Genomic DNA, 21,262 nt, shown 5'->3' with positions numbered 1-21,262 from the left:
GCTCTTGAAGCATGCAATGGACTGACGCCACCCACGGGCGCGCAGGACTGTGCGTCTTCAGGAGGCCGCTTCCCCCACCTTGCAGCCCCAGCGCCCTGTCGGTTGATTGCATGCACCCCGTCCGGAGGGGTGTGAAGCCTGGCTTTTCACTCCCCCGTGGTTATCCGCCAACGACCAGGAGTGCTCCACCATGCAACGCCGTTCCCTCATCCGCGCCACTGGCGCCGCCGCCCTGCTGTCTGCCACACCGTTTGTGCGCGCCCAGGGCAATCTGCAAAAGTTCAAGTTCAACCTGGGCTGGAAGGTTGAGGCCTCGGGCGCAGGCTTTTTGCTGGCGCAGCAGCGCGGCTACTACAAGGATGCAGGCCTCGATGTCACCGTCGACACCGGCAACGGGTCTGCCTCGGCCATCAGTCTGGTGGCGGGTGGTGCCTATGACGTGGCATCGGCCGACCTCTCGACCATGATCGAGTTCAACACCGCCAATCCGCAGTCCAGGCTGGCAGCGGTCGCCATCCAGTACGACCTGAACCCCAACTCGGTCATGGTGCGCAAGGACGGCGCCATCAAGAAGCCCGCCGACCTGGCGGGCAAGACCATCCTGGGCCAGCCCTTCAACGCTTCGCGCAAGCTCTTTCCCGCCTTTGCCAAGGCACAGGGCTTTGATGGCAGCGGCGTGAAATGGGAAAACGTGGCACCCGACATCGGCGACACACGCTTCGTCAAAGGCGATTTCGACGCAGCGGCGTACTTCTTCTTCACCGGTCTGCTCAACCTGAAGGCGCGGGGCCTGACGCCGGATCAGATCACGGTGTTCCGCTTTTCGGACTATGGCCTCAAGTCGTATGGCAATGGGCTCATTGCCAACGCCAAGAGCATGCAGGACAACCCGGATGCCATGAAGGCCTTCGTCAAGGCCACCACGCGCGGCTGGGTCGATGCGATTGCTGACCCGCGCGCCGGCGCTGCCGCCATCAAGGCCCGCGAGCCCCTGGCACATGAAGAGATCGAGTTCGAACGCCTGCAGCTCATCGTGGACGGCACCATGAAGACCGCCGAGACACGCACCAACGGCTGGGGCGCTGCCACCCCTGCGCGCCTGCAGGCCACCATCGATGAGACCGTGGCCGCCTTTGGCCTCAAGAGCAGCCTGGCGGTGGCCGACATCTGGACCGACCGCTTCCTGCCCGCAGCCGCCGACCGCAAACTCAAGGCCTGACCCGGGGAAAGCCATGGGCATCCCCCTCATCGACCTCAGCGGCGCCCTGCAGCCGGGCGCGCCGCGCAGCCCTGCCGTAATGGCCGTGGCCGCCCAACTGCGCCAGGCCTGCATGGGCGCAGGGTTCTTCTACGTGCGCCACCACGGTGTGCCGCAGGACATCATTGGGCGCCAGTTTGCCTTGGCGCAGCAGTTCTTCGACCTGCCGCTGGCATCCAAGGAAGCGATTTCGCTGCACCACTCACCCGCGATGCGGGGCTACGAAAGCCTGGGCGGGCAGACCCTGGACGCAAATGCACGCCCGGACCTCAAGGAGAGCTTTTACTGCGGGTTAGGGCCTGTTCGCCCTATTTTTTTCCAGTGCGAAGGCCTCCCCCGCCACGCCAATCGAGGCGCGCGACGACGCCAAGGCCGGGGCCTTGGCTAGGAACGCAACGACGAGTGGTGTGGCCGGGGAGGCCTTCCCTTCGGGTTGCGATGCCCAAGGGCCATCCGCGGCGTTGCCAAGCCTCACTGGGGCCGCACCCCAGCTTCGTTTGGCGCCTTGCGCATGGCCCTTGGGCATCGCAACACATCTGGAAAAAATAGGGTGAACAGGCCCCAAACTACGCGGCAGACCATCCGTACGTGCAGCGCGGCTACCACTCCTACGGCAGCAACCAGTGGCCTGAGGGGTTGCCCGAGCTGGCCACCCAGAGCCGCACCTACATCGCCGCCATGCGGCAACTGGCCCTGCGGCTGATGCAGCTGCTGGCGCTCTCGCTCGACCTGCCAGAAGACTATTTCGACCACACACACCAGAGCCCCATGCTCACGCTGCGGCTGCTGCGCTATCCACCCCATCCTGAGAGCGCCGATGCGCTCACCTTTGGCGCGGGCGAGCACACCGACTGGGGAGCCATCACCCTGCTGGCCCAGGACCACCATGGCGGTCTGGAGGTGAAGCTATCCACCGGCGAATGGGTGGCCGCCACACCCATCGAGGGCGCGCTGGTGGTGAACCTGGGCGACATGATTCCGCGCTGGACCAACGGGCTGTACCGATCCAACCCGCATCGCGTGCGCAACGTGCACAGCGGGGGCGCACCGCGCCACTCCATTCCTTTTTTCTACACGCCCGACTACGAGGCCCAGGTAGTCCCCGTCCCCACCTGTGTGCCTGCCGGTGAGTCGCCGCGCTTTGCACCCTGCACCGTGGGCGAGCACTTGCAGGCCATGTACCGCAAGACCTACGGCCTGGGTCAGACCACCACATCCACCACCCCGGCCAGCGCAGAGGTGATGGCATGAGGCTCTGGTTCAACCTGCTGTGCCAGGACATCGAGGCACAACTGCAGTTCTATCAAGCCCTGCTGCAGTTGCCCGAGGCGCCGGGGACGCGCTCGGCCATCTACCGGGCGGTGGAGACCGAGCACTTCCAGCTCGGCTTCAACGCCCCCGAGGCCTATGCCCTACTGGGCCTGGCTGACCGGCAGCCCGGTGCCACCTTGCCGTCACCACGCAGCGTGACAGGCTACGCCACCTTCATGCTGGACATGCCAGATGCCGTGGACGCTGCCAGCGAGAAGGCAAAAGCTCTGGGCGGGCAAATCATCAAGCCACCCTACGCCACCTACTACGGTCAATGGCAGGCGGTGCTGGCGGACCCGGAGGACAACGTGTTCCGGATAAGCGCTGTGGGCGTGCCCCGCAACGTTGCTTGAGCCGCCCCTACCCGGCAAGGCCAACAACGGCAGTGCCCGCCAAAGCATGAGCGGGGTGAACCAACGCCCACCCCTGCGCCATCCATCGCGCCTCAATAGGCCTTGAAGTTGGCCGCCACCCGCTGGTTCAGGTAGTCGCCCGCGGCAATCGCGGGGTACTTCTTGCCCGGCCCTTCGATGATGGCGTCGCGGTTGGCCTGCGCAAAGAAGGCGATGCTGTAGCGCGGCCCCATGTACTCGCCGGGCAGCGGGTTCTTCACGCGGTGGAAGTTGCTGGGCAACTGGTCGTCGCTCCAGCGCATCAGCATGTCGCCGATGTTGCAGGTGATGGCCTGCTCGTCGGGCTCCACCGAAGTCCAGGCCTGGGTGTCCATCTCCTTGCCTGGGCACACCTGCAAGCCGCCCTGGCCCTGGCGCTGAAAGAGCAGGGTCAGGCAATCAAAGTCGGTATGCGCCCCGGCGCGCCACAGGCCCAGGTGGGCTTGTTGCTCGGGCGGGGTCGCAAAGTAGTGCAGCAGGCGCAAGGTGCTTTGGTAACTGGCCTGCGCAGGGTCGTGCGCGCGGGCAAAGAAGGCCTCGTCAAACCCCAGCTTCCACGCAAAGCACGACAGCACCTGCATGGCCACCTGCCAGCACTGGCCTTCGAAGGCGAGCATGGTGGCCTGAAAGCCTGCCAGCTCCTCGTCGGTGGGCCACAGGCCCGCCATGTGTGGGCGGGTGATCTGGTACGACTCCTTCTGGTCCGGCGTGCCGGTGGAGGGGCGCACCTGTGCGCGGCTCTCCCAGCCCACATTCAGCGCTTTCTTGAGCGGGTACTGCGCCTTCACAGCGTCGGGCAGCGCAAAGAAGCGCTCGGTCATTGCAAAGGCGTTGTGCACCTCGGCCAGGTCAATGCCGTGGTTCACGATCTGGAAAAAGCCAACATCGACGGCGGCGTGCCACAGCTGGTCGGCAACCTCGGTCTTGCGCCGCGCAAACTCGCTGAGGTCGATACGGCGGATTTCGCGGCTCGCGGTTTCCGAGCCCATCGCGCCCATGCGCGTTTCTTTTTGCAGCTCGGCGAGGTCGTAGGTGGCGGTGGTGGTCATGCAGTTCTCCTGAAGACAAGTGGAAGGAAGAAAGGCCCTCCCGCTGGGTGCTTCAAGAGTGGGTGACACCGCCTGCGGCGGCCGTCCTTTCAACCCTTGAAGCCACGGTGTGCCAACGCACACCGCTGTGCGCACAGCGGGCTTCAAGAGCAATTTCCGACTGGCATTGCCCCGTGCAGGATGGCACAGGGACAACGCAGTGAACGCTTCTACTCTTGCCAACAGCGATGCAAGAAGAATGCCCACGCGCCTTGCATGTGTGCCAGCGCAAAGTCAGAGCACTTGTGCACAGCGCGTCCAAAGCCATGCATACATGTCACTGATTGTGATTGGCATGCCAAATGCATAGCGCCCTGCACCACAACGGCGGGCATGCAGACAGTCCGGCGTTGCACAACGACAGCCACCCACCCACCATCGACAGAGACACCTACACCATGCACGCGCTCATGTCTGCACCCCCAGCCAGCTTTGACGACCCCACGCCCATCAACGACACCGACGGCACCTACCTGCGCCAGGCCATCGCGTGGTCGTGCACGGCCCGCGCGCGCGGCAACCGCCCGTTTGGTGCGGTGGTCATCAGTGCCGAAGGGCGCCTGCTGGCCGAGGCTTACTGCAACACCACCGAGACCGGCGACTGCACCGGCCACGCCGAGACCAATGCCGTGCGCCAGCTCAGTCCGCGCGTGGGGCGCGATGCCCTGGCCAAGGCCACGCTGTATTCGTCGGCCGAGCCCTGCGTGATGTGTGCGGGCGCCATCTTCTGGTCCGGCATCGGGCGCGTGGTGTTTGGCATTGACGCCGAGCGCCTGCGCGTGTTCCGGGGCGAGCGGGCCGAGCAGCGCGACGCCGAGCTGTCGTGCCGCGACGTGTTTGCCGCCTCGCCCCACGCCATCGAATGCATCGGCCCGGCACTGGTCGAAGAAGCCAGCGCACCCCATATCGGGTTCTGGAAAGTCTGACCCGTTGCTGCGCGGGCAGAATCTGCAACGCACACCCTGCCATCGCCCGTCCCCCATGCCTCGCACCAAAGCCATGACCGAATCCGAAGCCGAAGCCGCCTCCGGCGCGCTGCTCAGCCGCGCCAAACAGGGGCGCGAACGCATCCTGGGCGCCATCCGCGACGCGGCCATTGCCGAGTTCAGCCGCCATGGTTTCAAGGGTGCATCCACCAAGGCCATTGCCGAGCGCGCAGGGCTCACCAAGCCCCAGCTGCACTACTACATCAGCAGCAAGGAAGAGCTGTATGAAGAGCTGCTGTACTCGGTGCTCAACGGCTGGTCGGGCGCCTTCATTTTCGACAGCAACAGCGACGACCCCAAGAAGGTGTTGAGCAGCTACGTGCGCAAGAAGCTCGACTACGCGCTGGACAACCCGGGCCTGTCGCGCATCTTCACCACCGAGGTGCTGGGCGGTGGGCGCAACCTGGGCAAATACTGGCCCGTGGCCGTCAAGTCCACCCAGCAGAAGGTGGACCTCATCAACCGCTGGATTTCTGAAGGCCGCATGCGCGCCGTCAACCCCACACTGCTGCTCATGCAGATCTGGGGCATGACGCAGCACTACGCCGACTACGGCGTGCAGGTGCACATCATGCTGGGCCTGGCGCCCGACGAACCCATCGACCGCGAGCCCATCGTGCGCGAACTCACCAGCTTTGTGCTGCTGGGCTGCGGCCTCGCACCAGACTAAAGCCCCACGCCCATTTCTGGGCATGGTCCACGCTCCAAAGGGCCTGCGGGGCGTGATGCGCACCAGCAAGCGGCGCAAATCCGTCGCGATAAGACCGCGTTGATCCACCACAAAGACGTTTGACGGGTTTTTGTGGCTGGCACAGCCTTTGCAATAGTTTGACCAATCGATCAAATCACATGGTCAAACAATGCAGACAGCCCCTGACACCGCCAGCGCCACCCGCACAGAACACACGTTCGAGCTGATCCTGCAGCGCAGTCAGATGCGCTTGCCTGTGGGCCCCGGCGAGAGCATGGCCGACGTGCTGCAGCTCGCTGGCGTACCGCTGGAAACCCTGTGCGAGCAGGGCGTGTGCGGCACCTGCGTGACCCGCTGGCTGGACGGCGAGCCCGACCACCGCGACAGCTGCCTGAGCGCAGCAGAGCAAGCCACCCACGTCGCCGTGTGCTGCGCACGCAGCCACGGGCCCACGCTCACGCTCGACCTCTGAACTTCAACAAAAAGGAAGCCCCGCCATGCGCATCCTCGTGATCTATTGCCACCCGGTAGAGACCAGCTACAACGCCGCACTGCACACCGAGGTGGTGCAGCAGCTGCGCGGCGCGGGCCATGAGGTGGACGACTGCGACCTATACGCCGAGGGCTTCAACCCCGTGATGACGCGCGAGGAGCGCCTGGGCTACCACGAGGTGCCCAGCAACCAGTGGCCCGTGCAGGGCTATGTGGACCGCTTGCTCTGGGCCGAGGCGGTGGTGTTCTGCTTTCCCACCTGGTGCTTTGGCATGCCGGCCATGCTCAAGGGCTTTTTCGATCGCGTGCTCATGCCCGGCGTGGCCTTTGACATCAGCGACCCACACAACGTCAAGCCCTCGCTCACGCATATCAGGCGCATCTCTGCCGTGGTCACCTACGGCCGCCCCCGCTGGACGGCCCTGTTCATGGGCGACCCGCCACGCAAGTCCATCACCCGCTACATGCGCCTGCTCACCGGCGGCAAGGCGCGGGTGGACTACCACGCCTACTACCACATGAACGTGGCCACCCCACCCCGGCTGGCAGCCTTCAAGGCCCGCGTGGGCCAAGCCATGGCGCGCTTTGCATAAGAGCAATTTCTAAGGGCCACAGCATGCACGCATCCAGCACTCCCGACCACATCTTGCGAGCAAGGTTGCCGCGCTGGCTGCTGCCTTGCGCGTGGCCGCAGCAGGGTCACCACCCCGCACTGGCCGACCTGCACCTGGCCCAGGGCCGCATCGTGCAGGTGCTGCCCCATGGCACCCAGCCAGCGCCCCACGGCACGGTGTGGGACGTAGCAGGCGCGCTGGTGCTGCCCGGCCTGGTGGATGCGCACACCCACCTGGACAAGGCCTTCACGCTGCCCCGCATGGGCGTGGTCCAACCCGGCCTGCTGGGCGCCATCGAGGCCATGATGGTGGACCGCCAGGGCTGGACCGAAGCCGACATCCACGCCCGCGCCAGCCGCGCGCTGCAATGGGCCTATGACGCAGGCACCGCACACCTGCGCACCCACTGCGACTGGTGGGAGCCCGACGCGCAGCCACTGGCCTGGAACGTGTTGCGCGCACTGGCCCACGACTGGGCCGACCGCATCACGCTGGAGCGCGTGAGCCTGATCCCCTTGCACCTGTATACGGACCGCAGCGCCGCCATGCAGCTTGCGGCCACAGTGGCCGCCAGCGGCCCTGGTGTCTTGCTGGGCGGCTTTGTGCATTCCACCAACTGGGACCCGCAGGCGCTGCGCCATCTGTTGGAAGCCGCACAACACCACGGGCTGAACGTGGACCTGCATGTGGACGAAGAACTGCACCCCGGCGCCCAGGGCTTGGCGACCACCGCCGCACTGCTCAAGGAGCTGCGCTTTGAAGGCCATGTGGTCTGCGGCCACACCTGCGCGCTGGCGGCACAGGACGAAGCCACGGCCCTCGCCACGCTCGATGCGGTGGCACAAAGCCCGATCACGCTGGTCACGCTGCCCATCACCAACCTGCTGCTGCAGGACGCCACCACCGGCCGCACACCGCGCCAGCGTGGCCTGACGCTGGTGAAGGAAGCCCGTGCACGCGGCATACCGGTGCTGGTGGCCAGCGACAACGTGCAAGACCCGTTCTGCCCCGTGGGCAGCTTCGACCCACTGGAGGCCCTTGCCACAGGGGTGCTGGCGGCGCAGCTGGATGCACCGTTTGACCAATGGAGCGAATCACTGTGCCGCGCCGACTGGCTGCGCACAGGCCGCACTGGCACCACCGCGCTGCCCCTGCAGCCTGGCACGGTGGCCGACCTGCTGGTCTTCACGCAGGCCGACCACTGGGGCTTTCCGTCCCGCACACAAGGCGCGCAGGGCCGCGTGGTGCTGCGCCAGGGCCGCGTCGCCAGCGGCCATGCACCGGCTGCCTGGCATGTACCCACCCACGTGCCCAACACCTCATCCGCAAGGAGCCTCGCATGAGCCCCACATCTGCCACCGCACCTGCACCGGGCATCGCCCAGCCCCTGGCCCGCTACGCCGCATGGCGCCGCGCAGGCGACTTCATCTACCTCAGCGGGATCATCGCCGTGGACCCTGCCGCCAGCCGCATCGTGCGCGGCTATGCCGACATCCCTGACGAGGCCGCCACGCTGATTGGCCGCACCGGCGAGTTCAGCAGCGACATCAAAGAGGGCCCCATCCTCGCGCAGAGCTGGTATGTGCTCGACCGCATCCGCCAGACCATCGAGGCCGCAGGCGGCCAGATGTCCGACGTGTTCAAGCTGGTGCAGTACTTCAAGAACCTGGACCACTTCCCGCAGTACAGCCGCGTGCGCAAGCTGTTCTTCCCCGGCGAGCCCCCCGCATCCACCGTGGTGGAAGTGAGCGGCATGTTGCCCACGCCCGACATCCTCATCGAGGTGGAGGCCACGGCCTACCTCCCTTTGCGCTGACAACGCCCTCCTTCACGAAAGAACCACCCATGCTGCACGGCTACAACCCGCCCCACCGCTACCTGCCCTACCTGAGCTGGACCGAGATCGCCGACCTGCCCGACAAGGAGAACACCGTCATCGTGCTGCCCACGGGCGCCACCGAGCAGCACGGCCCGCACCTGCCCTGTGCGGTGGACACCGTGATCAGCGCTGGGGTGGTGGGCCACGCGCTGGCCCGCCTGCCGGCCGACGTGCCCGCGTTTGCCATGGCGCCCATCACCTACGGCAAGTCCGAGGAGCACCTGCACTTCCCCGGCACCGTCACGCTGAGCGGCGAAACCCTGCTGGCCACCATGAACGAGGTGGGCGAGTCGGTGTACCGCGCGGGCTTTCGCAAGCTCCTTTTCGTCAACGGCCACGGCGGCCAGCCGCAGGTGATGGAGATGTGCGCCCGCGAGCTGCGGCTGCGCCATGGCGACTTCATCGTGGTGCCCAGCTTCACCTGGCGTGTGCCGCACGTAGCGGGCCAATTCCTCTCCGACAAGGAAAAACGCTTGGCCATGCACGCAGGCCACGGCGAAACCGCACTGATGCTGGCGCTGGCCCCTGACACCGTGCACATGGAGCGCGCGGTGGTCAACTACCCACCCGTTTTTGACTCGCCCCTGCTCTCACCCGACGGCCGCCCGGCCTGCGCCTGGAGCGCACGCGACTTTGGCCCCAGCGGAATCATTGGCGACCCGCTGCCCGCCACGGCCGAGCAAGGCCACGCCATCCTCGACTCGCTGGCCGTGAGCTGGGCCGCCGCCATCACCGAGCTGCACAAACTGCAGTGGGCGCCGCGCGCTGAGCCCACCTGGGGCCGCGCCCATCACACCGGCCACATCGAGCACCCGTCCGCACTGGCCTGAAACCTGCGAACGCTACCGCCAATCCTTTGCGCCTTTCCTTTCGTTGTCCCTTCGTTCCACCTCCACCCCCTACCGGAGTACCACCATGATGAAGACCGCCTCCCGCATTTCCAAACTTGGTGCAGCCGCGCTGCTCGCTGTTGGTGCCGTCGGCACCATGTCGGGCACTGCCCACGCGCAAGAGAAGTTCACCTACATGACCAACTGGTACGCGCAGGCCGAGCATGGCGGCTTCTACCAGGCGGTGGCCACGGGCCTGTACAAAAAGTACGGGCTGGACGTGACCATCAAGATGGGTGGCCCGCAGGTCAACATCGTGCAGATGATGGCGGCCGGCCAGGCCGAATGCGTGATGGGATCGAGCGACCTGCAGATGATCCAGATGCGTGAAGGCGGCGTGCCCGTGGTCAACGTGGCCGCAGTGTTCCAGAAGGACCCGCAGGTGCTCATCGCCCATGAGGACGTGAAGAAGTTCGAAGACCTCAAGGGCAAGACCATCCTGATCGCATCCTCGGCCCAGCGCGGCTACTGGCCCTGGCTCAAGGCCAAGTACGGCTTCACCGATTCGCAGACGCGCCCCTACACCTTCAACATCCAGCCCTTCGTCGCCGACAAGAACAGCGCCCAGCAGGGCTACCTGACCTCTGAGCCGTTTGCGATTGCCAAAGCGGGCGTCAAGGCCAACACGCTGATGTTCAGCGACCATGGCTACCCCGCCTACGCCACCACCATCTCGTGCATGGAAAAGACGGTGAAGGACCGCAGCGCCGCCGTGGCCTCGTTCGTGAAGGCGTCGATGGAAGGCTGGAAGAGCTACCTGGCCGACCCGGCCCCCGCCAACGCGCTCATCAAGAAAGACAACCCCAACATGACTGACGAGCAGCTCGCCTACAGCGTGGCCAAGCTCAAGGAAATGGGCATGGCCACCGGGGGCGACGCAGCCACCATGGGCATCGGCATCATGACCGACGCGCGCGCCAAGGCCAGCTACGACTTCCTGGTGGACGCCAAGCTCATCGACCCCGCCAAGGTCAAGCTGACCGAGACCTACACCACCGCCTTCGTCAAAGACCTCAAGGTTCTGCCCTGAGCCCTGACAGCCCTGAAACAGCGGCCGGTGCGCTCACTTGCACGCCCGGCCGCATCCATCGAAAGGCGACCATGACATCCCCCGCTGAATCTCCGCCGCTGGCACACGCCCAGGCACCGCTGTCCCATACCACGCCCGCCGTGGAGGTGCTTTCCGCCGAAAAAACCTACCCCAACGGCACGCAGGCCCTGCTGCCGGTGGACCTGACCATTGAGGAGGGCGAATTCGTCACCCTGCTCGGCCCCTCGGGCTGCGGCAAGAGCACGCTGCTGAAAATGGTGGCGGGGCTGCTGGAGCCCACCGACGGCCGCCTGCACCTGTGGCGCAAGCCCGTGGCGCAGCTGGACGAAAACGGCAAGAAGATGGCGTTTGTTTTCCAGTCGCCCACGCTCATGCCCTGGGCCAGTGTGCAGACCAACGTGCGCCTGCCGCTGGACCTGGCGGGCGTGCCGCGTGCCGAGGCCGATGCGCGTGTGACCGAAGCGCTGGCGCTGGTGGGCTTGTCCAAGTTTGCCAAGGCCCTGCCCCGCGCGCTGTCGGGCGGCATGCAGATGCGCGTATCGATTGCGCGCGGCCTGGTCACCCAGCCCGACCTGCTGCTGATGGACGAGCCCTTTGGCGCGCTGGACGAAATCACGCGCCACAAGCTCGACGCCGACCTGCTCGACTTGTGGCGCAAGAAGAAGCTCACCGTGATCTTTGTGACGCACTCGATCCACGAGGCAGTGTTCCTCTCCAGCCGCGTGGTCATGATGGCCGCGCGCCCCGGCCGTGTGGTCGAAGAGTTCCGCATCGACGCCCCCTACCCCCGCACGGCCGACTTCATGGTGTCGCCCGAATTCAGCCGCTACGCCAAGCTGCTGCAAGACAGCCTGCTGCGCGCCAGCGTGGACACCGAGGAGACCGTGGTATGAGCACCCCTTTCCCTTCCGCACCCATCGCGTCGCCCGTGGTCACCGCGCACCCCGCAGCCGCCTCGCGCTCGGCGCCTGCACCAGTCGCTGCCATACCTGGCACCAAGACCACGCCCAAACGCCCGCCGCTCATGGCCCAGCCCCGCGTGCAGCGCGTGGTCTACCCCGTGCTGGTCGGCCTGGTGCTGATCGCGCTGTGGCAGGGCCTGGTCACGGCCATGGAGCTGCCGCCCTACCTGGTGCCCTCGCCCATCCTAATGATGAAGACGCTGTTCACCGACTGGGCGGCCCTCGGCGGCTCGTTGTGGGTCACCGTCAAGATCACGGTGCTGGCCTTTGTGGTGGCCACGGTGGCGGGGGTGCTGATCTCGTTCCTGTTCGTTCAGAGCAAGCGCATCGAGACGGCGCTATTCCCCTACGCCGTGCTGCTGCAGGTCACGCCCATCGTGGCCGTAGCGCCGCTCATCATCATCTGGGTGAAGGACCCGACGGCATCGATGGTGATCTGCGCCGCTCTGGTGGCCCTGTTCCCCATCATCAGCAACACCACGCTGGGCCTGCGCAGTGTGGAGCCGGATCTGCAAAGCTACTTCCAGCTCAACCGCGCCACGCGGCTGCAGACCCTGCTGCGCCTGCGCATCCCCAGCGCCCTGCCCTACTTCTTTGGCGGGCTGCGCATCTCCAGCGGCCTCGCGCTCATCGGCGCCGTGGTGGCGGAGTTTGTGGCGGGCACCGGGGGCCAGGGTGCAGGGCTGGCGTACCAGATCCTGCAGGCCGGCTTTCAGCTCAACATCCCGCGCATGTTTGCTGCGCTGCTGCTGATCTCGCTCACCGGCGTCGCGCTGTTTGTGTTGATGGCATGGCTCACCCGTGTCGCCCTGGGCGGCTGGCACGCCAGCGAAACGTCGCACGACTAGACCTTTCACCCCCATCGCCAACACACCGCGCGCAGCCACTGGCGCGCGGCACGGGCTTCCTTTTGCCTAAAACGGCCACCAGCTGCCAAGGAGATACCGACATGACCACCACCGCCCAACAACTGCCCGACCTGCTGCCCGACCTGGACTGGATTGCCGACCCGCTGCGCGTGGGCCGCCTCTCACAGGACTTTGCCTGGTTCAGCCCCGTGCTCAAGCGAGACCTGGCAGGCAAGCGCGGCGACATCGCCGTGCGCCCGCGCACCGAAGCAGAAATCCGCCAGGTGGTAGCGGCCTGCGCCAGTGCTGGCATTCCCCTCACCGTACGCGGCAGCGGCACCGGCAACTACGGCCAAAGCACACCGCTGCATGGCGGCGTGATCCTGGACCTGTCGGGCTACAACGCCTTTGGCTGGGTGCGTGGCGGCGTAGGCCGCGCGCAGTCGGGCATCCGGCTGGCGGAATTTGATGCGCAGGCCAAGCCCCACGGGCAAGAACTGCGCTGGCTTCCCAGCACCTACCGCAGCGCCACGCTGGGCGGGCTGTTTGGCGGCGGCTTTGGCGGTGCGGGCTCCATCAACCACGGCCCGCTGGCCGCGCCCGGCAATGTACTGGCCGTGCGTGCGATGACGGTAGAGCCCGAGCCCCAAGTCATCGAACTGCGTGGCCCCGAGGCCATGCTGCTGCACCACACCTACGGCACCAACGGCATCGTGCTGGAGCTGGAAGTGGCCCTGACCCCCGCTGTGGAGTGGACCGAGTGCATCGCCACCTTCGAGCAGTTTGACGCCGCGCTGGAGTTTGCTGACCGCTTTGGCAGCGCCCCCGGGCTGGAGAAAAAAGAGGTGTGTTTTGTGGCTGCCCCCATCCCGCAGTACTTCACCAGCCTGGCAGAGCACCTGCCCGCCGACCAGCACGCCGTGCTGCTGCTGGTGGCACCGCACTCCGAAGCCGGCATGCGCGACATGGTGGCCCAGCACGGCGGCCAGGTCACCTACCGCAAGACGGCCGATGAAGTGGCCAGCAGCCACAAGACGCTGCTCGAATACACCTGGAACCACACCACCCTGCACGCCCTCAAGGTGGACAAGGGCCTGACCTACATCCAGAGCGGCTTTAACCCCATGCACCGCCTGAAACAGGTGAAGGCGCTGGAGGCCGCGCTGAAGGGCGAGGTAATGATGCACCTGGAGTTCTTGCGCACCAAGGAAGGCGCCTTCAACTGCAGCGGCCTGCAGATCATCCGCTACACCACTGAGGAGCGCCTGAACCAGATCATGCAGATCTACCGCGACCACGGCGTGCAGATCAACAACCCGCACGTGTACATCGTGGAAGACGGCAAGCAGAACCACCTGGACCCGGCCGTGGTGGGCATGAAGCGCCGCTTTGACCCCCAGGGCCTGCTCAACCCGGGCAAGCTGCGCAGCTGGTACACGGCCGAACCCACAGCCCCCGTGCAGACACCCGTACGCCAAACAGCGTAGAGAAAACGGGTGGCGTGCACCCACCCGCAGGCCTCTACCGCTTGCCTGCAGGGCATAATCAGCTACTCATTTCGTAGCAGACCATCACCCCATGCCCTGGCACGCCCGCCTTCAGCTCGACTACACGGCAGAACACAACGCCCGCACCGTCGCCCGCTATGAGCACAACGGGCCGCTGCGCATCCTGCAAAGCCTGTACCCCGAGGGCGACGCCATCTGCCACAACGTGCTGGTGCACCCGCCAGGCGGCCTGGTGGGCGGCGACACGCTGGACATCACCACCACCGTGGGCCCCGGCGCCCACGGCCTGGTCACCACGCCCGGCGCCACGCGCTTTTACCGCTCCACCGGCCCGCTGGCGCTACAGCGCAGCCACCTCACCCTGGCCGAAGGCGCGCGCCTGGAATGGCTGCCACTCGAAGCCCTGTGCTACAGCGCCTGCCACGCCGAAAACCACCTCACGCTGAACCTGGCTCCCGGCTCCGAATGCATCGCCTGGGACGTGACCGCGCTGGGCCTGCCCCACGCGGGCCAGCCGTTCGAGCAAGGCCGCTTCACCCAGCACCTGGAAGTGCCCGGCCTGTGGCTGGAGCGCGGCGTGATCGACGCCGCCGATGACCGGCTGCTGAGCAGCCCTTTGGGGTTAGCGGGCCACCGCTGCATGGCCAGCATGTTCTTTGCCGCAGGCACGCCCCTCGACCGCACGCGCCGCGACGCGGCCCTGGACGCGGCCCGGGCAATGATGGATCAGCACCCCCAGGTCCAAGCCACCGCAGGCGCCACCAGCCCCAACGACCGCATGGTGGTGGTGCGCGTGCTGGCACCGCAGGTGGAGCCGGCGATGAAGCTGCTCAAGGCGGTGCGGGTGGTTTGGCGTCGGGCGATGTGGTCTCTGGATGGGGAAGCACCCCGGATCTGGGCGATGTGAGGCAGCGAACGCGGGGGGCCGCCAGACCGCAAGCGTGCGAATGGGCGTCCGCTTCAGGCTGGTTGCGGACGGTCAGGTCGCACTCATTGAGTGACTGCTGTTATCCCAAGCAGACGATGACGAATATCGCCATGCGTCCTTCTCCACCGCGAAATCTGACACTGTCAGTGTGGTTGCGAGTGGACAACTGAATCGAGAAGGTGCACGTTGCGTGTCTTTCCGCTGAATGGGAGATCACCATGCAATCCCTTCCAGGCGTTGTTCATCGTGAGCCATGGAACAAAGGCAAGACCGTTGGTCAGAAAGTGCCATTCAAGCCCAAAGCATCTGGGCACTGCGTGTGTGTCTGCAGATAGAAAATCGGGTGCGCGAGCTCGCACTTATTAATTTGGGAATCGACAGCAAGCTGCGCGGATGTGACCTACTAGCGCACAAGGTTCGAGATGTCTGTCATCGTGACCGACCCTCTGACCACGCTGGGAGTAATTACCAGCACTGGTGAGGGCGGTTTTGAACTGTTAGTTCCCCCTCAGGTAGTAACCGCCCAGTTTGGGCGGCTGTTGCAAGTCGCCACCAATGATTGTTGCGCCTGCTCCTCGATTCACTAGGCGTTTGCGCGCGCCGCCCAGGGACACGGCAATGCGGGCAAAGTCATCCTCCAGTTCGGAGTACTCTTCTTGGAGCCATGTCGGAAACGGTAAGGCAGCTTGAACTCGAACCTTTCGGCCGCGAATGGTAAGAGGCTCTCTCGCCAGATCTTTGACCATGGGCAGTGTTGCACCACCGCCGGTGAGCGCGATTGTCAGATAGCGACCTGGGTTTGCAAGGACCCAATCAACAACGCTTTCATCGACAGTCTCCAGGATGTTTTCCATTGCATCTTTGAGAGATTTTCCAAACAACTTCACGGCTTCGAGGCCAAGGAATTCGTCCAGTTCGATCTCTACGTCGAGGTTGTTCGACATCGCAATGAAAACGAAACCTTCGTTGAAAATAGTTTCCTTGTAGTCGCGTATGTTGAGTTCCAACTTCCCTCTGGCCAGCACAGCGTCATGGTCACTGGAGGTGATACCAGCTTTCTTAAGGATGAACTCGATGAGGACACGGTCAAGATAGTTGCCTGCTTCGGTGATGCCGCGTGCGCTCGAGGAAATCTCCATGGCAGTGTTTTCAGATCTTTGCGGGTCAACAACCACCCTGTAGAGACTGAAGTCGCTTGTGCCTGCACCTACGTCGACCACCATCACAAGCATGTCAACGCGATTGCGCCAACTCATGAGGGCGCCCGCGACTCCAAGAGGTTCCGTGATGTCTTCACCCATGAAGGGGAATTCGAATTTCGCAGCCTTGACTTCTTTGACTGCCTCGACGAACGCGCCCACGGGTATGCCATTCATCATCGAGTCAGAGAAGGTATCGGCAAGAATCTGAGCCTCGCCGAGAGTTTTGCGCAACGTGTGGGAGACATCGCGGGACTTTTCACCTGGGAAGCAGGGCATGGCAAAGCGCCTTCGGATATTTCTTGCGTAACCGAGAGATTCTAGTGAGCGATTGGTTGCCCAGGTCAGGAACATGAGGTAGGCAATGATCATCTCGCCGTAGGTCACTTTGACCCCTTCGGGCGCGAACGTGGGCGTGCTTACCCGTTCGTTGTACCCGTCCTCCGAAAGCCGACGCTTAATGTTGTCCAACCGCTGGCGGGAGCCGTCATTACCCTCGATCTGAGACCGATCAACCGCGCTCTTGCCGAACCAGATGAGCCCCTCATTGTCGATGTACACCGAGGAGATCAGCATAACTGGGCTGAGTTGCTCCTGGTCTCCTGGTTTACCGAGTTCAAGAACGACGATGTGCTCTGGCTCATCGTCGTGGACCAGCGTTGCCTTAGACATGGCTGTTCCAAAGTCCAGGCACAGGCGCATGTTCTCGACCTGCGGAAGCGAGAGCACAGATGAATTGATCTTCACCCGTGCTGGCAAAGGAGGCGAAACTGGCTGTTCGACAGGGACTGCAACAGGTGGCGCAACTGGGGGAATGCTTGGAGGCTCGACACTATTGACTGGCGGAACCACCGAGGCAGGGGGGGCTGGTGTCGGCACCGAAGCATCAACGGGCGTTGGCTGAATCGCCGGCGCTGTACTGCTCAATCTCGCAAGTGCGATTGTCAGTGCAGTGTATTCGGATGCAGTCAGGACGCCTGGCAAACTCATGGTGCCGTTCGCGTCCTTGACGATGCGTCCAAGCAAGTTGGCGATCAAAAATTTGGCTTCAATATCTTCCACGTTAGCTCCCTCATTCTTCAGGTTTGACCCAAGGCTTAACAAGCGTTTTCACTTTGCCCCCGAACTCTTTGCGTATGCCATCTCGTTCGACGCGCACTGAGCGAACGCCTGGCTGATGGCCACCGATCATTTCATGCTCAAGCGGGTTGTATTCCATGCGCTCGCCCTTGAGATCGGTTTTGCTCAACTTGCGCATCCTTGCGAGTCGGCGAGTTGTCTGCGCGATTTCAGCGTATCCAGCGGCCGCATTTCTCATCGTTGAGGCGAGGACAGGATCGGAGATCTCAAGCAGGGGAACGACAGCGCGGCTGAGCTTTTCCATCGGCTCTTTGATGCTCTCCATCTCAATCAGAAGAGATCCGATTTGCTGGTCTTCGTTGTTGCCGAAGGTGTGCTCGGTGGTCCGTTGACTGCGCTCGACAACCCCCGCGGCGACCCACCAGGCGCGAACGTCAGGATCGGCGTCTTGAGCCCCAGAGAAATGCCTTCCGATTGCTAAGGCCGCCTGGGCTCGGGAGCCAAATGCCAGGACGATCACCTCCATGATTCGACTGTCTGTGCGGTTTTGGCGGGCCAGCACCAAGGCAGCTTCAAGCAAATCGCTTCGAAGTTCTCGGATTGCAGATGAGCGGGATAGAAACTCGTGCCATCCGATTCGAACAGCCTGTTGAGCGCGTTCAACGATGGCGTAGGAGTTGGCATCGAAAGCGCACGAGAACCGGCGCTGGATCATGCGTCCAAGAATGGTCAGGCCTGAGTCGATGACATCAGTCACCACGGCCGCCTCTGCCGACTCTGCGTCGCCGCGTAAGTAAGCTGCCAAGCAATCGCCAAGGGCGGTGCCTGGTTCGTGGCCTAACGTGCCCTGCCACCTGATAAGCACCTCTGACACGGCAGAAAAGATGCGCCTGACTCTTTTCATCCGTGAATCGTAGGTTGGAAATTCGTAGAGCATCGGACTGTTAACTTCGAGCAGTCTGAGGAATCGGGAGAGGCTTGCTGAGGTCTCCAGTGCAGATGCCAAAAGTACTTTGCGGGCCTCCTCGGCTGTATCGATGGTCAATGCCTCTTCGATGCAGTAGTCTTCTTGCCATTCAGATTTTGAGAGGGCAACAGCCGCAGCTGCATAGGCTTTGTCGTCGCCCTTTGAAAGCTCCTCGATCGATCCCGGACGAACGGAGAACAGTTCCGGAATCAAATCGGTCACATAGGATTCCCGCGTGCCAGCAACTGCAGCGATCCGTGCCAAGGCGGCAGCAGCGAGCAACTCCAGAGAACGATCCAATCGAGCAAAGTTAAGTATTCGTTCCGAAACAGCATTCAGGCCATCTCCCCTGATCAATGCTTGGACCTTTTGTACAGCCATCTGCTTGCTCAGAAAGGCCTGAAGCGAGGCGAGATCTGGTTGTGCCAACGCTTCTTGCAGCGCCATTTGGTCTGTCATGGGTTCGATCGGAGCGTTCATCGATTCATCCTGATTCTGTTTGACTACGGTAGAAAAATCATTTTTGGTGCGGGGTGCATCCTGTGTGATGAACTGCCAACCAATCGTTGAGTCATAACAGGTGCTCCTGCCTTCACTAGAGCCTCATGATTTCCCCAGATTGCCTGTTAGATGCAAGCGCGTGCACGATCTTGGATGTTCAAGAGGTGTGAACTCCGTTATTGAAAGATCTCGAGAAAGATCATTTCAGGGCATTCCTGAGGCGGTGATTTTGTGATTTGGTGATTTGGTAGCAGATGATTATTGCAGGCTAACTTCGCATTTCATGGCAACTTGTTCGCGCAACGATGGGCCGATGCAGTTCAAAAACACTTGCCGCAGCAGCTGAGCTGTGTAGATCGGAATACGGTGGCTGCGATCATCGCAGCCGCCCCTGCCACACCACCCGGCATGCGGGTCCGCGCCGGGCGGTTCGAGCGCTTGAGGTCTGGACAGCCTGGGCACGACCAACTGCAGTCGTCAAAATGTGATGGCCGGCCGACTACGATCATGAACATGAAACGACTACTGACGACCCCTGATCGCGAGGCTTACCTCGACGTCCTCATGGTTATCGTCGTGCTTGAGCTATATGAGAGCACTCATCTAGGCATCTATGGAACCACCTCGAACGCGGCCGATTCATAGATAACATTTCTATCCGAGACATGGTCTCAACCAGCCAGGAAAAGATGATGCGAAATCTTGAAGTAGCTCTCGCCGATTGCCAGGTTTTTGGCGAGTGCAGCCGGTCGAATCGCGCTCTTCTGGAGACTACGTCGGCGGAGCTTCTGAGCTTCCGAGATCTGAAGCTGATGAATGCGCTATTGGCCGACGATGGTGAGGTCGTTTTCCCCAACCGCGTTGAGATCAAAGTGCCGGACTACGTCAACGACAAGATGGATGAGTTCGCGAAGCTAAGCACGGCCTACCGTGAGATGAAGCACGAGCGATTCCATATGGCCCAAGGTTCGCCCGATGTCTATCGAGTTGATCGCTAGCTGCCACATTGAGAAGCCCGGCCGCTGCGAGGCTTACACAGCCTGCGCCTTGAACTCCGCGCTGTGAGCTCGCCGCCGGTAGTCTGGCATCGATTGATCCATAGTGCGCACGCACCCATCAAGTCGTTGGTAGATACGAGCATCCTAGTAACAGGTCAGTGGATCAAAATGACTTGTCTGGACGCTTACGCAGGGCTGTGTAAATTGCCGGCATTGCCCGACGCCGAGCGACTGCTTGATGTCTGCAAGGGTGAACTGGGCTCGCGCGGGCGATCGCCAGCAACCGCTGCAATGCAGCCCTCACCGCCCCGCCACGGCCCGCCCCCAACCCGGACTCACACTGCAGGCAGAACCTTCACCAACCCATCCGCCTTAAACATCCCCCGAATCCCCCGCACCGCCTGCCGAATCCGCGCCTCGTTCTCGATCAGTGCAAAGCGCACGTACTCATCCCCCTGGTCGCCAAACCCAATGCCCGGCGACACGCACACCTTGGCCTTGTCCAGCAGCTGCCGCGCGAACTCCAGCGAACCCAGCGCGCGGTAGGGCTCGGGGATGCGAGCCCAGATGTACATGCTGGCCTTGGGGCAGTCCACCGCCCAGCCCGCTTCGGTGAGGCCCTTGTAGAGCACGTCGCGGCGGCGCTGGTACTGGGCGGCGATGTCTTTCACGCACTGCTGGTCGCTCTCCAGTGCGGCAATCGCCGCCACTTGCAGCGGCGTGAAGGTGCCGTAGTCGTGGTAGCTCTTGATGCGGGCCAGCGCGGCCACCAGGTCGGGGTTGCCCACCATGAAGCCCACGCGCCAGCCGGCCATGTTGTAGCTTTTGCTGAGTGTGAAGAACTCCACCGCCACGTCCTTGGCGCCGGGCACTTCCATGATGCTAGGGGCGCGGTAGCCGTCGTACACGATGTCGGCGTAGGCCAGGTCGTGCACCACCAGGATGTCGTGCTTCTTGGCCAGGGCGATCACGCGCTCGAAGAAGCTCAGTTCCACGCACTGCGCGGTGGGGTTACTGGGGAAGCCGAAGATCATCATCTTGGGCTTGGGGTAGCTGCCGCGAATGGCCTTTTCCAGCTCGGCAAAAAAGTCCACATCGGGCGCCACGGGCACGCTTCGGATGTCGGCACCGGCAATCACCGCACCGTAGATGTGGATGGGGTAGCTCGGGTCGGGCACCAGCACGGTGTCGCCCCGGTCCAGCGTGGCCAGCATCAGATGGGCCAGGCCCTCCTTGGAGCCGATGGTGACGATGGCCTCGGTGTCGGGGTTGATGTCCACCGCGTAGCGGTCTTTGTACCAGTGGCTGATGGCGCGGCGCAGGCGCGGGATGCCTTTGCTGGCGCTGTAGCCATGGGTGTCCGGCCGCTGGGCCACTTCGGTGAGTTTGGCGACGATGTGCGGTGGTGTGGCCCCGTCGGGGTTGCCCATGCTCATGTCGATGATGTCTTCGCCCCGGCGGCGGGCGGCCAACTTAAGTTCGGCCGTGATGTTGAAGACGTAGGGAGGGAGGCGATCGATGCGCGCAAAACGGCGCTTGCCCTGCGATGCAGACATGCGGTGTGACTTTCACGTAAGCGCCCGGAACCGTCCGAGCGACGTGGCCAGCAGAAAGGCCAG

General features: G+C 63.5%; 21 protein-coding genes and 1 pseudogene. 18 read left to right on the top strand and 4 right to left on the bottom strand.

All coding sequences use genetic code 11. The features are described from left to right. The first annotated feature begins 190 nt into the window (after nucleotides 1-190). The 4 genes from C380_RS05240 to C380_RS05225 all read left to right on the top strand — a co-directional run bounded on the left by C380_RS05240 (nucleotide 191) and on the right by C380_RS05225 (nucleotide 2,922). Complete coding sequence (locus C380_RS05240; protein WP_015012847.1) at nucleotides 191-1,219, top strand: ABC transporter substrate-binding protein; 1,029 nt, start codon at nucleotides 191-193, stop codon at nucleotides 1,217-1,219. 13 nt (nucleotides 1,220-1,232) lie between these two features. Then, entirely contained in the window at nucleotides 1,233-1,646 is a 414-nt protein-coding gene (locus C380_RS05235) for a 2-oxoglutarate and iron-dependent oxygenase domain-containing protein (RefSeq protein WP_043565159.1), read from the top strand. A gap of 200 nt (nucleotides 1,647-1,846) precedes the next feature. Continuing rightward, a complete protein-coding gene (locus C380_RS05230) occupies nucleotides 1,847-2,509 on the top strand; it encodes an isopenicillin N synthase family oxygenase (protein ID WP_051022488.1) in 663 nt (220 codons plus the stop codon). Beyond that, entirely contained in the window at nucleotides 2,506-2,922 is a 417-nt protein-coding gene (locus tag C380_RS05225; protein ID WP_015012846.1) for a VOC family protein, read from the top strand. Before C380_RS05230 ends, C380_RS05225 begins: the two co-directional genes overlap by 4 nt. Nucleotides 2,923-3,014: 92 nt before the next feature. Here C380_RS05225 and C380_RS05220 read toward each other — a convergent pair whose 3' ends face one another. Continuing rightward, nucleotides 3,015-4,010 (bottom strand): isopenicillin N synthase family oxygenase, encoded by a 996-nt coding sequence (locus C380_RS05220; protein WP_015012845.1) that lies wholly within the window; start codon nucleotides 4,008-4,010, stop codon nucleotides 3,015-3,017. 449 nt (nucleotides 4,011-4,459) lie between these two features. Between C380_RS05220 and C380_RS05215 the strand changes: the two genes are divergently transcribed. The 13 genes and pseudogenes from C380_RS05215 to C380_RS25485 all read left to right on the top strand — a co-directional run. Then, on the top strand, nucleotides 4,460-4,975 hold the full coding sequence (locus C380_RS05215) for a nucleoside deaminase (protein WP_369750496.1): 516 nt from the start codon (nucleotides 4,460-4,462) through the stop codon (nucleotides 4,973-4,975). Between the two features lie 73 nt (nucleotides 4,976-5,048). Next, complete coding sequence (locus C380_RS05210; RefSeq protein ID WP_015012843.1) at nucleotides 5,049-5,705, top strand: TetR/AcrR family transcriptional regulator; 657 nt, start codon at nucleotides 5,049-5,051, stop codon at nucleotides 5,703-5,705. Nucleotides 5,706-5,895: 190 nt separating this feature from the next. Continuing rightward, the gene (locus C380_RS05205) at nucleotides 5,896-6,198 is read left to right on the top strand and encodes a 2Fe-2S iron-sulfur cluster binding domain-containing protein (RefSeq protein ID WP_015012842.1); all 303 of its coding nucleotides are present in this window, start codon (nucleotides 5,896-5,898) and stop codon (nucleotides 6,196-6,198) included. 25 nt (nucleotides 6,199-6,223) lie between these two features. Next, a complete protein-coding gene (locus tag C380_RS05200) occupies nucleotides 6,224-6,811 on the top strand; it encodes an NAD(P)H-dependent oxidoreductase (protein WP_015012841.1) in 588 nt (195 codons plus the stop codon). A gap of 23 nt (nucleotides 6,812-6,834) precedes the next feature. Next, a complete protein-coding gene (locus C380_RS05195; protein WP_015012840.1) occupies nucleotides 6,835-8,175 on the top strand; it encodes an amidohydrolase family protein in 1,341 nt (446 codons plus the stop codon). Beyond that, nucleotides 8,172-8,648 carry a RidA family protein gene (locus C380_RS05190; RefSeq protein ID WP_015012839.1) on the top strand — a complete coding sequence of 159 codons (477 nt, stop codon included), beginning with the start codon at nucleotides 8,172-8,174 and terminating at the stop codon, nucleotides 8,646-8,648. The genes C380_RS05195 and C380_RS05190 overlap by 4 nt, the downstream gene beginning before the upstream one ends. A 29-nt stretch (nucleotides 8,649-8,677) precedes the next feature. Beyond that, the gene (locus C380_RS05185; RefSeq protein WP_015012838.1) at nucleotides 8,678-9,541 is read left to right on the top strand and encodes a creatininase family protein; all 864 of its coding nucleotides are present in this window, start codon (nucleotides 8,678-8,680) and stop codon (nucleotides 9,539-9,541) included. A gap of 85 nt (nucleotides 9,542-9,626) precedes the next feature. Further along, a complete protein-coding gene (locus C380_RS05180; protein WP_015012837.1) occupies nucleotides 9,627-10,631 on the top strand; it encodes an ABC transporter substrate-binding protein in 1,005 nt (334 codons plus the stop codon). Between the two features lie 71 nt (nucleotides 10,632-10,702). Then, nucleotides 10,703-11,545 (top strand): ABC transporter ATP-binding protein, encoded by an 843-nt coding sequence (locus C380_RS05175; protein WP_015012836.1) that lies wholly within the window; start codon nucleotides 10,703-10,705, stop codon nucleotides 11,543-11,545. Further along, entirely contained in the window at nucleotides 11,542-12,462 is a 921-nt protein-coding gene (locus C380_RS05170) for an ABC transporter permease (RefSeq protein ID WP_015012835.1), read from the top strand. The genes C380_RS05175 and C380_RS05170 overlap by 4 nt, the downstream gene beginning before the upstream one ends. 101 nt (nucleotides 12,463-12,563) lie before the next feature. Continuing rightward, nucleotides 12,564-13,949, top strand: a complete 1,386-nt coding sequence (locus C380_RS05165) for an FAD-binding oxidoreductase (RefSeq protein WP_015012834.1) — start codon at nucleotides 12,564-12,566, stop codon at nucleotides 13,947-13,949. A 91-nt stretch (nucleotides 13,950-14,040) separates the two neighbouring features. Continuing rightward, on the top strand, nucleotides 14,041-14,877 hold the full coding sequence (locus C380_RS05160) for an urease accessory protein UreD (RefSeq protein ID WP_015012833.1): 837 nt from the start codon (nucleotides 14,041-14,043) through the stop codon (nucleotides 14,875-14,877). Between the two features lie 239 nt (nucleotides 14,878-15,116). After that, a pseudogene (locus tag C380_RS25485) lies at nucleotides 15,117-15,355 on the top strand (integrase); the annotation flags it as partial. Between the two features lie 40 nt (nucleotides 15,356-15,395). On the opposite strand, the gene C380_RS05155 reads toward C380_RS25485, so the two are convergent. Together C380_RS05155 and C380_RS05150 are read right to left on the bottom strand one after the other, a co-directional pair. Further along, nucleotides 15,396-17,159, bottom strand: a complete 1,764-nt coding sequence (locus C380_RS05155) for a hypothetical protein (protein WP_015012832.1) — start codon at nucleotides 17,157-17,159, stop codon at nucleotides 15,396-15,398. A gap of 10 nt (nucleotides 17,160-17,169) precedes the next feature. Further along, nucleotides 17,170-18,624 (bottom strand): hypothetical protein, encoded by a 1,455-nt coding sequence (locus tag C380_RS05150; protein WP_015012831.1) that lies wholly within the window; start codon nucleotides 18,622-18,624, stop codon nucleotides 17,170-17,172. 686 nt (nucleotides 18,625-19,310) lie between these two features. Here C380_RS05150 and C380_RS05140 point away from each other — a divergent pair. Further along, entirely contained in the window at nucleotides 19,311-19,643 is a 333-nt protein-coding gene (locus C380_RS05140) for a hypothetical protein (protein WP_148279916.1), read from the top strand. Nucleotides 19,644-19,978: 335 nt separating this feature from the next. Here C380_RS05140 and alaC read toward each other — a convergent pair whose 3' ends face one another. Continuing rightward, nucleotides 19,979-21,199, bottom strand: coding sequence for an alanine transaminase (gene alaC, locus C380_RS05135; RefSeq protein WP_015012828.1), 1,221 nt, complete (start codon nucleotides 21,197-21,199; stop codon nucleotides 19,979-19,981). Nucleotides 21,200-21,262: the final 63 nt, after the last annotated feature.

Origin of the sequence: Acidovorax sp. KKS102, from assembly GCF_000302535.1 — a bacterium.
GTDB lineage: Bacteria > Pseudomonadota > Gammaproteobacteria > Burkholderiales > Burkholderiaceae_C > Acidovorax.
Note: the sequence above shows the minus strand (reverse complement) of the source record. Positions and strands in the feature narration are given on the sequence as shown.

What these genes read in the sequence shown, in the direction of transcription:
- C380_RS05205 (WP_015012842.1), top strand. Translation starts at nt 5,896, where the DNA reads ATGCAGACAGCCCCTGACACCGCCAGCGCCACCCGCACAGAACACACG.
- C380_RS05165 (WP_015012834.1), top strand. Translation starts at nt 12,564, where the DNA reads ATGACCACCACCGCCCAACAACTGCCCGACCTGCTGCCCGACCTGGAC.
- C380_RS05200 (WP_015012841.1), top strand. Translation starts at nt 6,224, where the DNA reads ATGCGCATCCTCGTGATCTATTGCCACCCGGTAGAGACCAGCTACAAC.
- C380_RS05175 (WP_015012836.1), top strand. Translation starts at nt 10,703, where the DNA reads ATGACATCCCCCGCTGAATCTCCGCCGCTGGCACACGCCCAGGCACCG.
- C380_RS05150 (WP_015012831.1), bottom strand. Translation starts at nt 18,624, where the DNA reads ATGAACGCTCCGATCGAACCCATGACAGACCAAATGGCGCTGCAAGAA.
- C380_RS05240 (WP_015012847.1), top strand. Translation starts at nt 191, where the DNA reads ATGCAACGCCGTTCCCTCATCCGCGCCACTGGCGCCGCCGCCCTGCTG.
- C380_RS05215 (WP_369750496.1), top strand. Translation starts at nt 4,460, where the DNA reads ATGTCTGCACCCCCAGCCAGCTTTGACGACCCCACGCCCATCAACGAC.
- C380_RS05235 (WP_043565159.1), top strand. Translation starts at nt 1,233, where the DNA reads ATGGGCATCCCCCTCATCGACCTCAGCGGCGCCCTGCAGCCGGGCGCG.
- C380_RS05185 (WP_015012838.1), top strand. Translation starts at nt 8,678, where the DNA reads ATGCTGCACGGCTACAACCCGCCCCACCGCTACCTGCCCTACCTGAGC.
- C380_RS05195 (WP_015012840.1), top strand. Translation starts at nt 6,835, where the DNA reads ATGCACGCATCCAGCACTCCCGACCACATCTTGCGAGCAAGGTTGCCG.
- C380_RS05210 (WP_015012843.1), top strand. Translation starts at nt 5,049, where the DNA reads ATGACCGAATCCGAAGCCGAAGCCGCCTCCGGCGCGCTGCTCAGCCGC.
- C380_RS05140 (WP_148279916.1), top strand. Translation starts at nt 19,311, where the DNA reads ATGGTCTCAACCAGCCAGGAAAAGATGATGCGAAATCTTGAAGTAGCT.
- C380_RS05170 (WP_015012835.1), top strand. Translation starts at nt 11,542, where the DNA reads ATGAGCACCCCTTTCCCTTCCGCACCCATCGCGTCGCCCGTGGTCACC.
- C380_RS05225 (WP_015012846.1), top strand. Translation starts at nt 2,506, where the DNA reads ATGAGGCTCTGGTTCAACCTGCTGTGCCAGGACATCGAGGCACAACTG.
- C380_RS05160 (WP_015012833.1), top strand. Translation starts at nt 14,041, where the DNA reads ATGCCCTGGCACGCCCGCCTTCAGCTCGACTACACGGCAGAACACAAC.
- alaC (WP_015012828.1), bottom strand. Translation starts at nt 21,199, where the DNA reads ATGTCTGCATCGCAGGGCAAGCGCCGTTTTGCGCGCATCGATCGCCTC.
- C380_RS05180 (WP_015012837.1), top strand. Translation starts at nt 9,627, where the DNA reads ATGATGAAGACCGCCTCCCGCATTTCCAAACTTGGTGCAGCCGCGCTG.
- C380_RS05190 (WP_015012839.1), top strand. Translation starts at nt 8,172, where the DNA reads ATGAGCCCCACATCTGCCACCGCACCTGCACCGGGCATCGCCCAGCCC.
- C380_RS05220 (WP_015012845.1), bottom strand. Translation starts at nt 4,010, where the DNA reads ATGACCACCACCGCCACCTACGACCTCGCCGAGCTGCAAAAAGAAACG.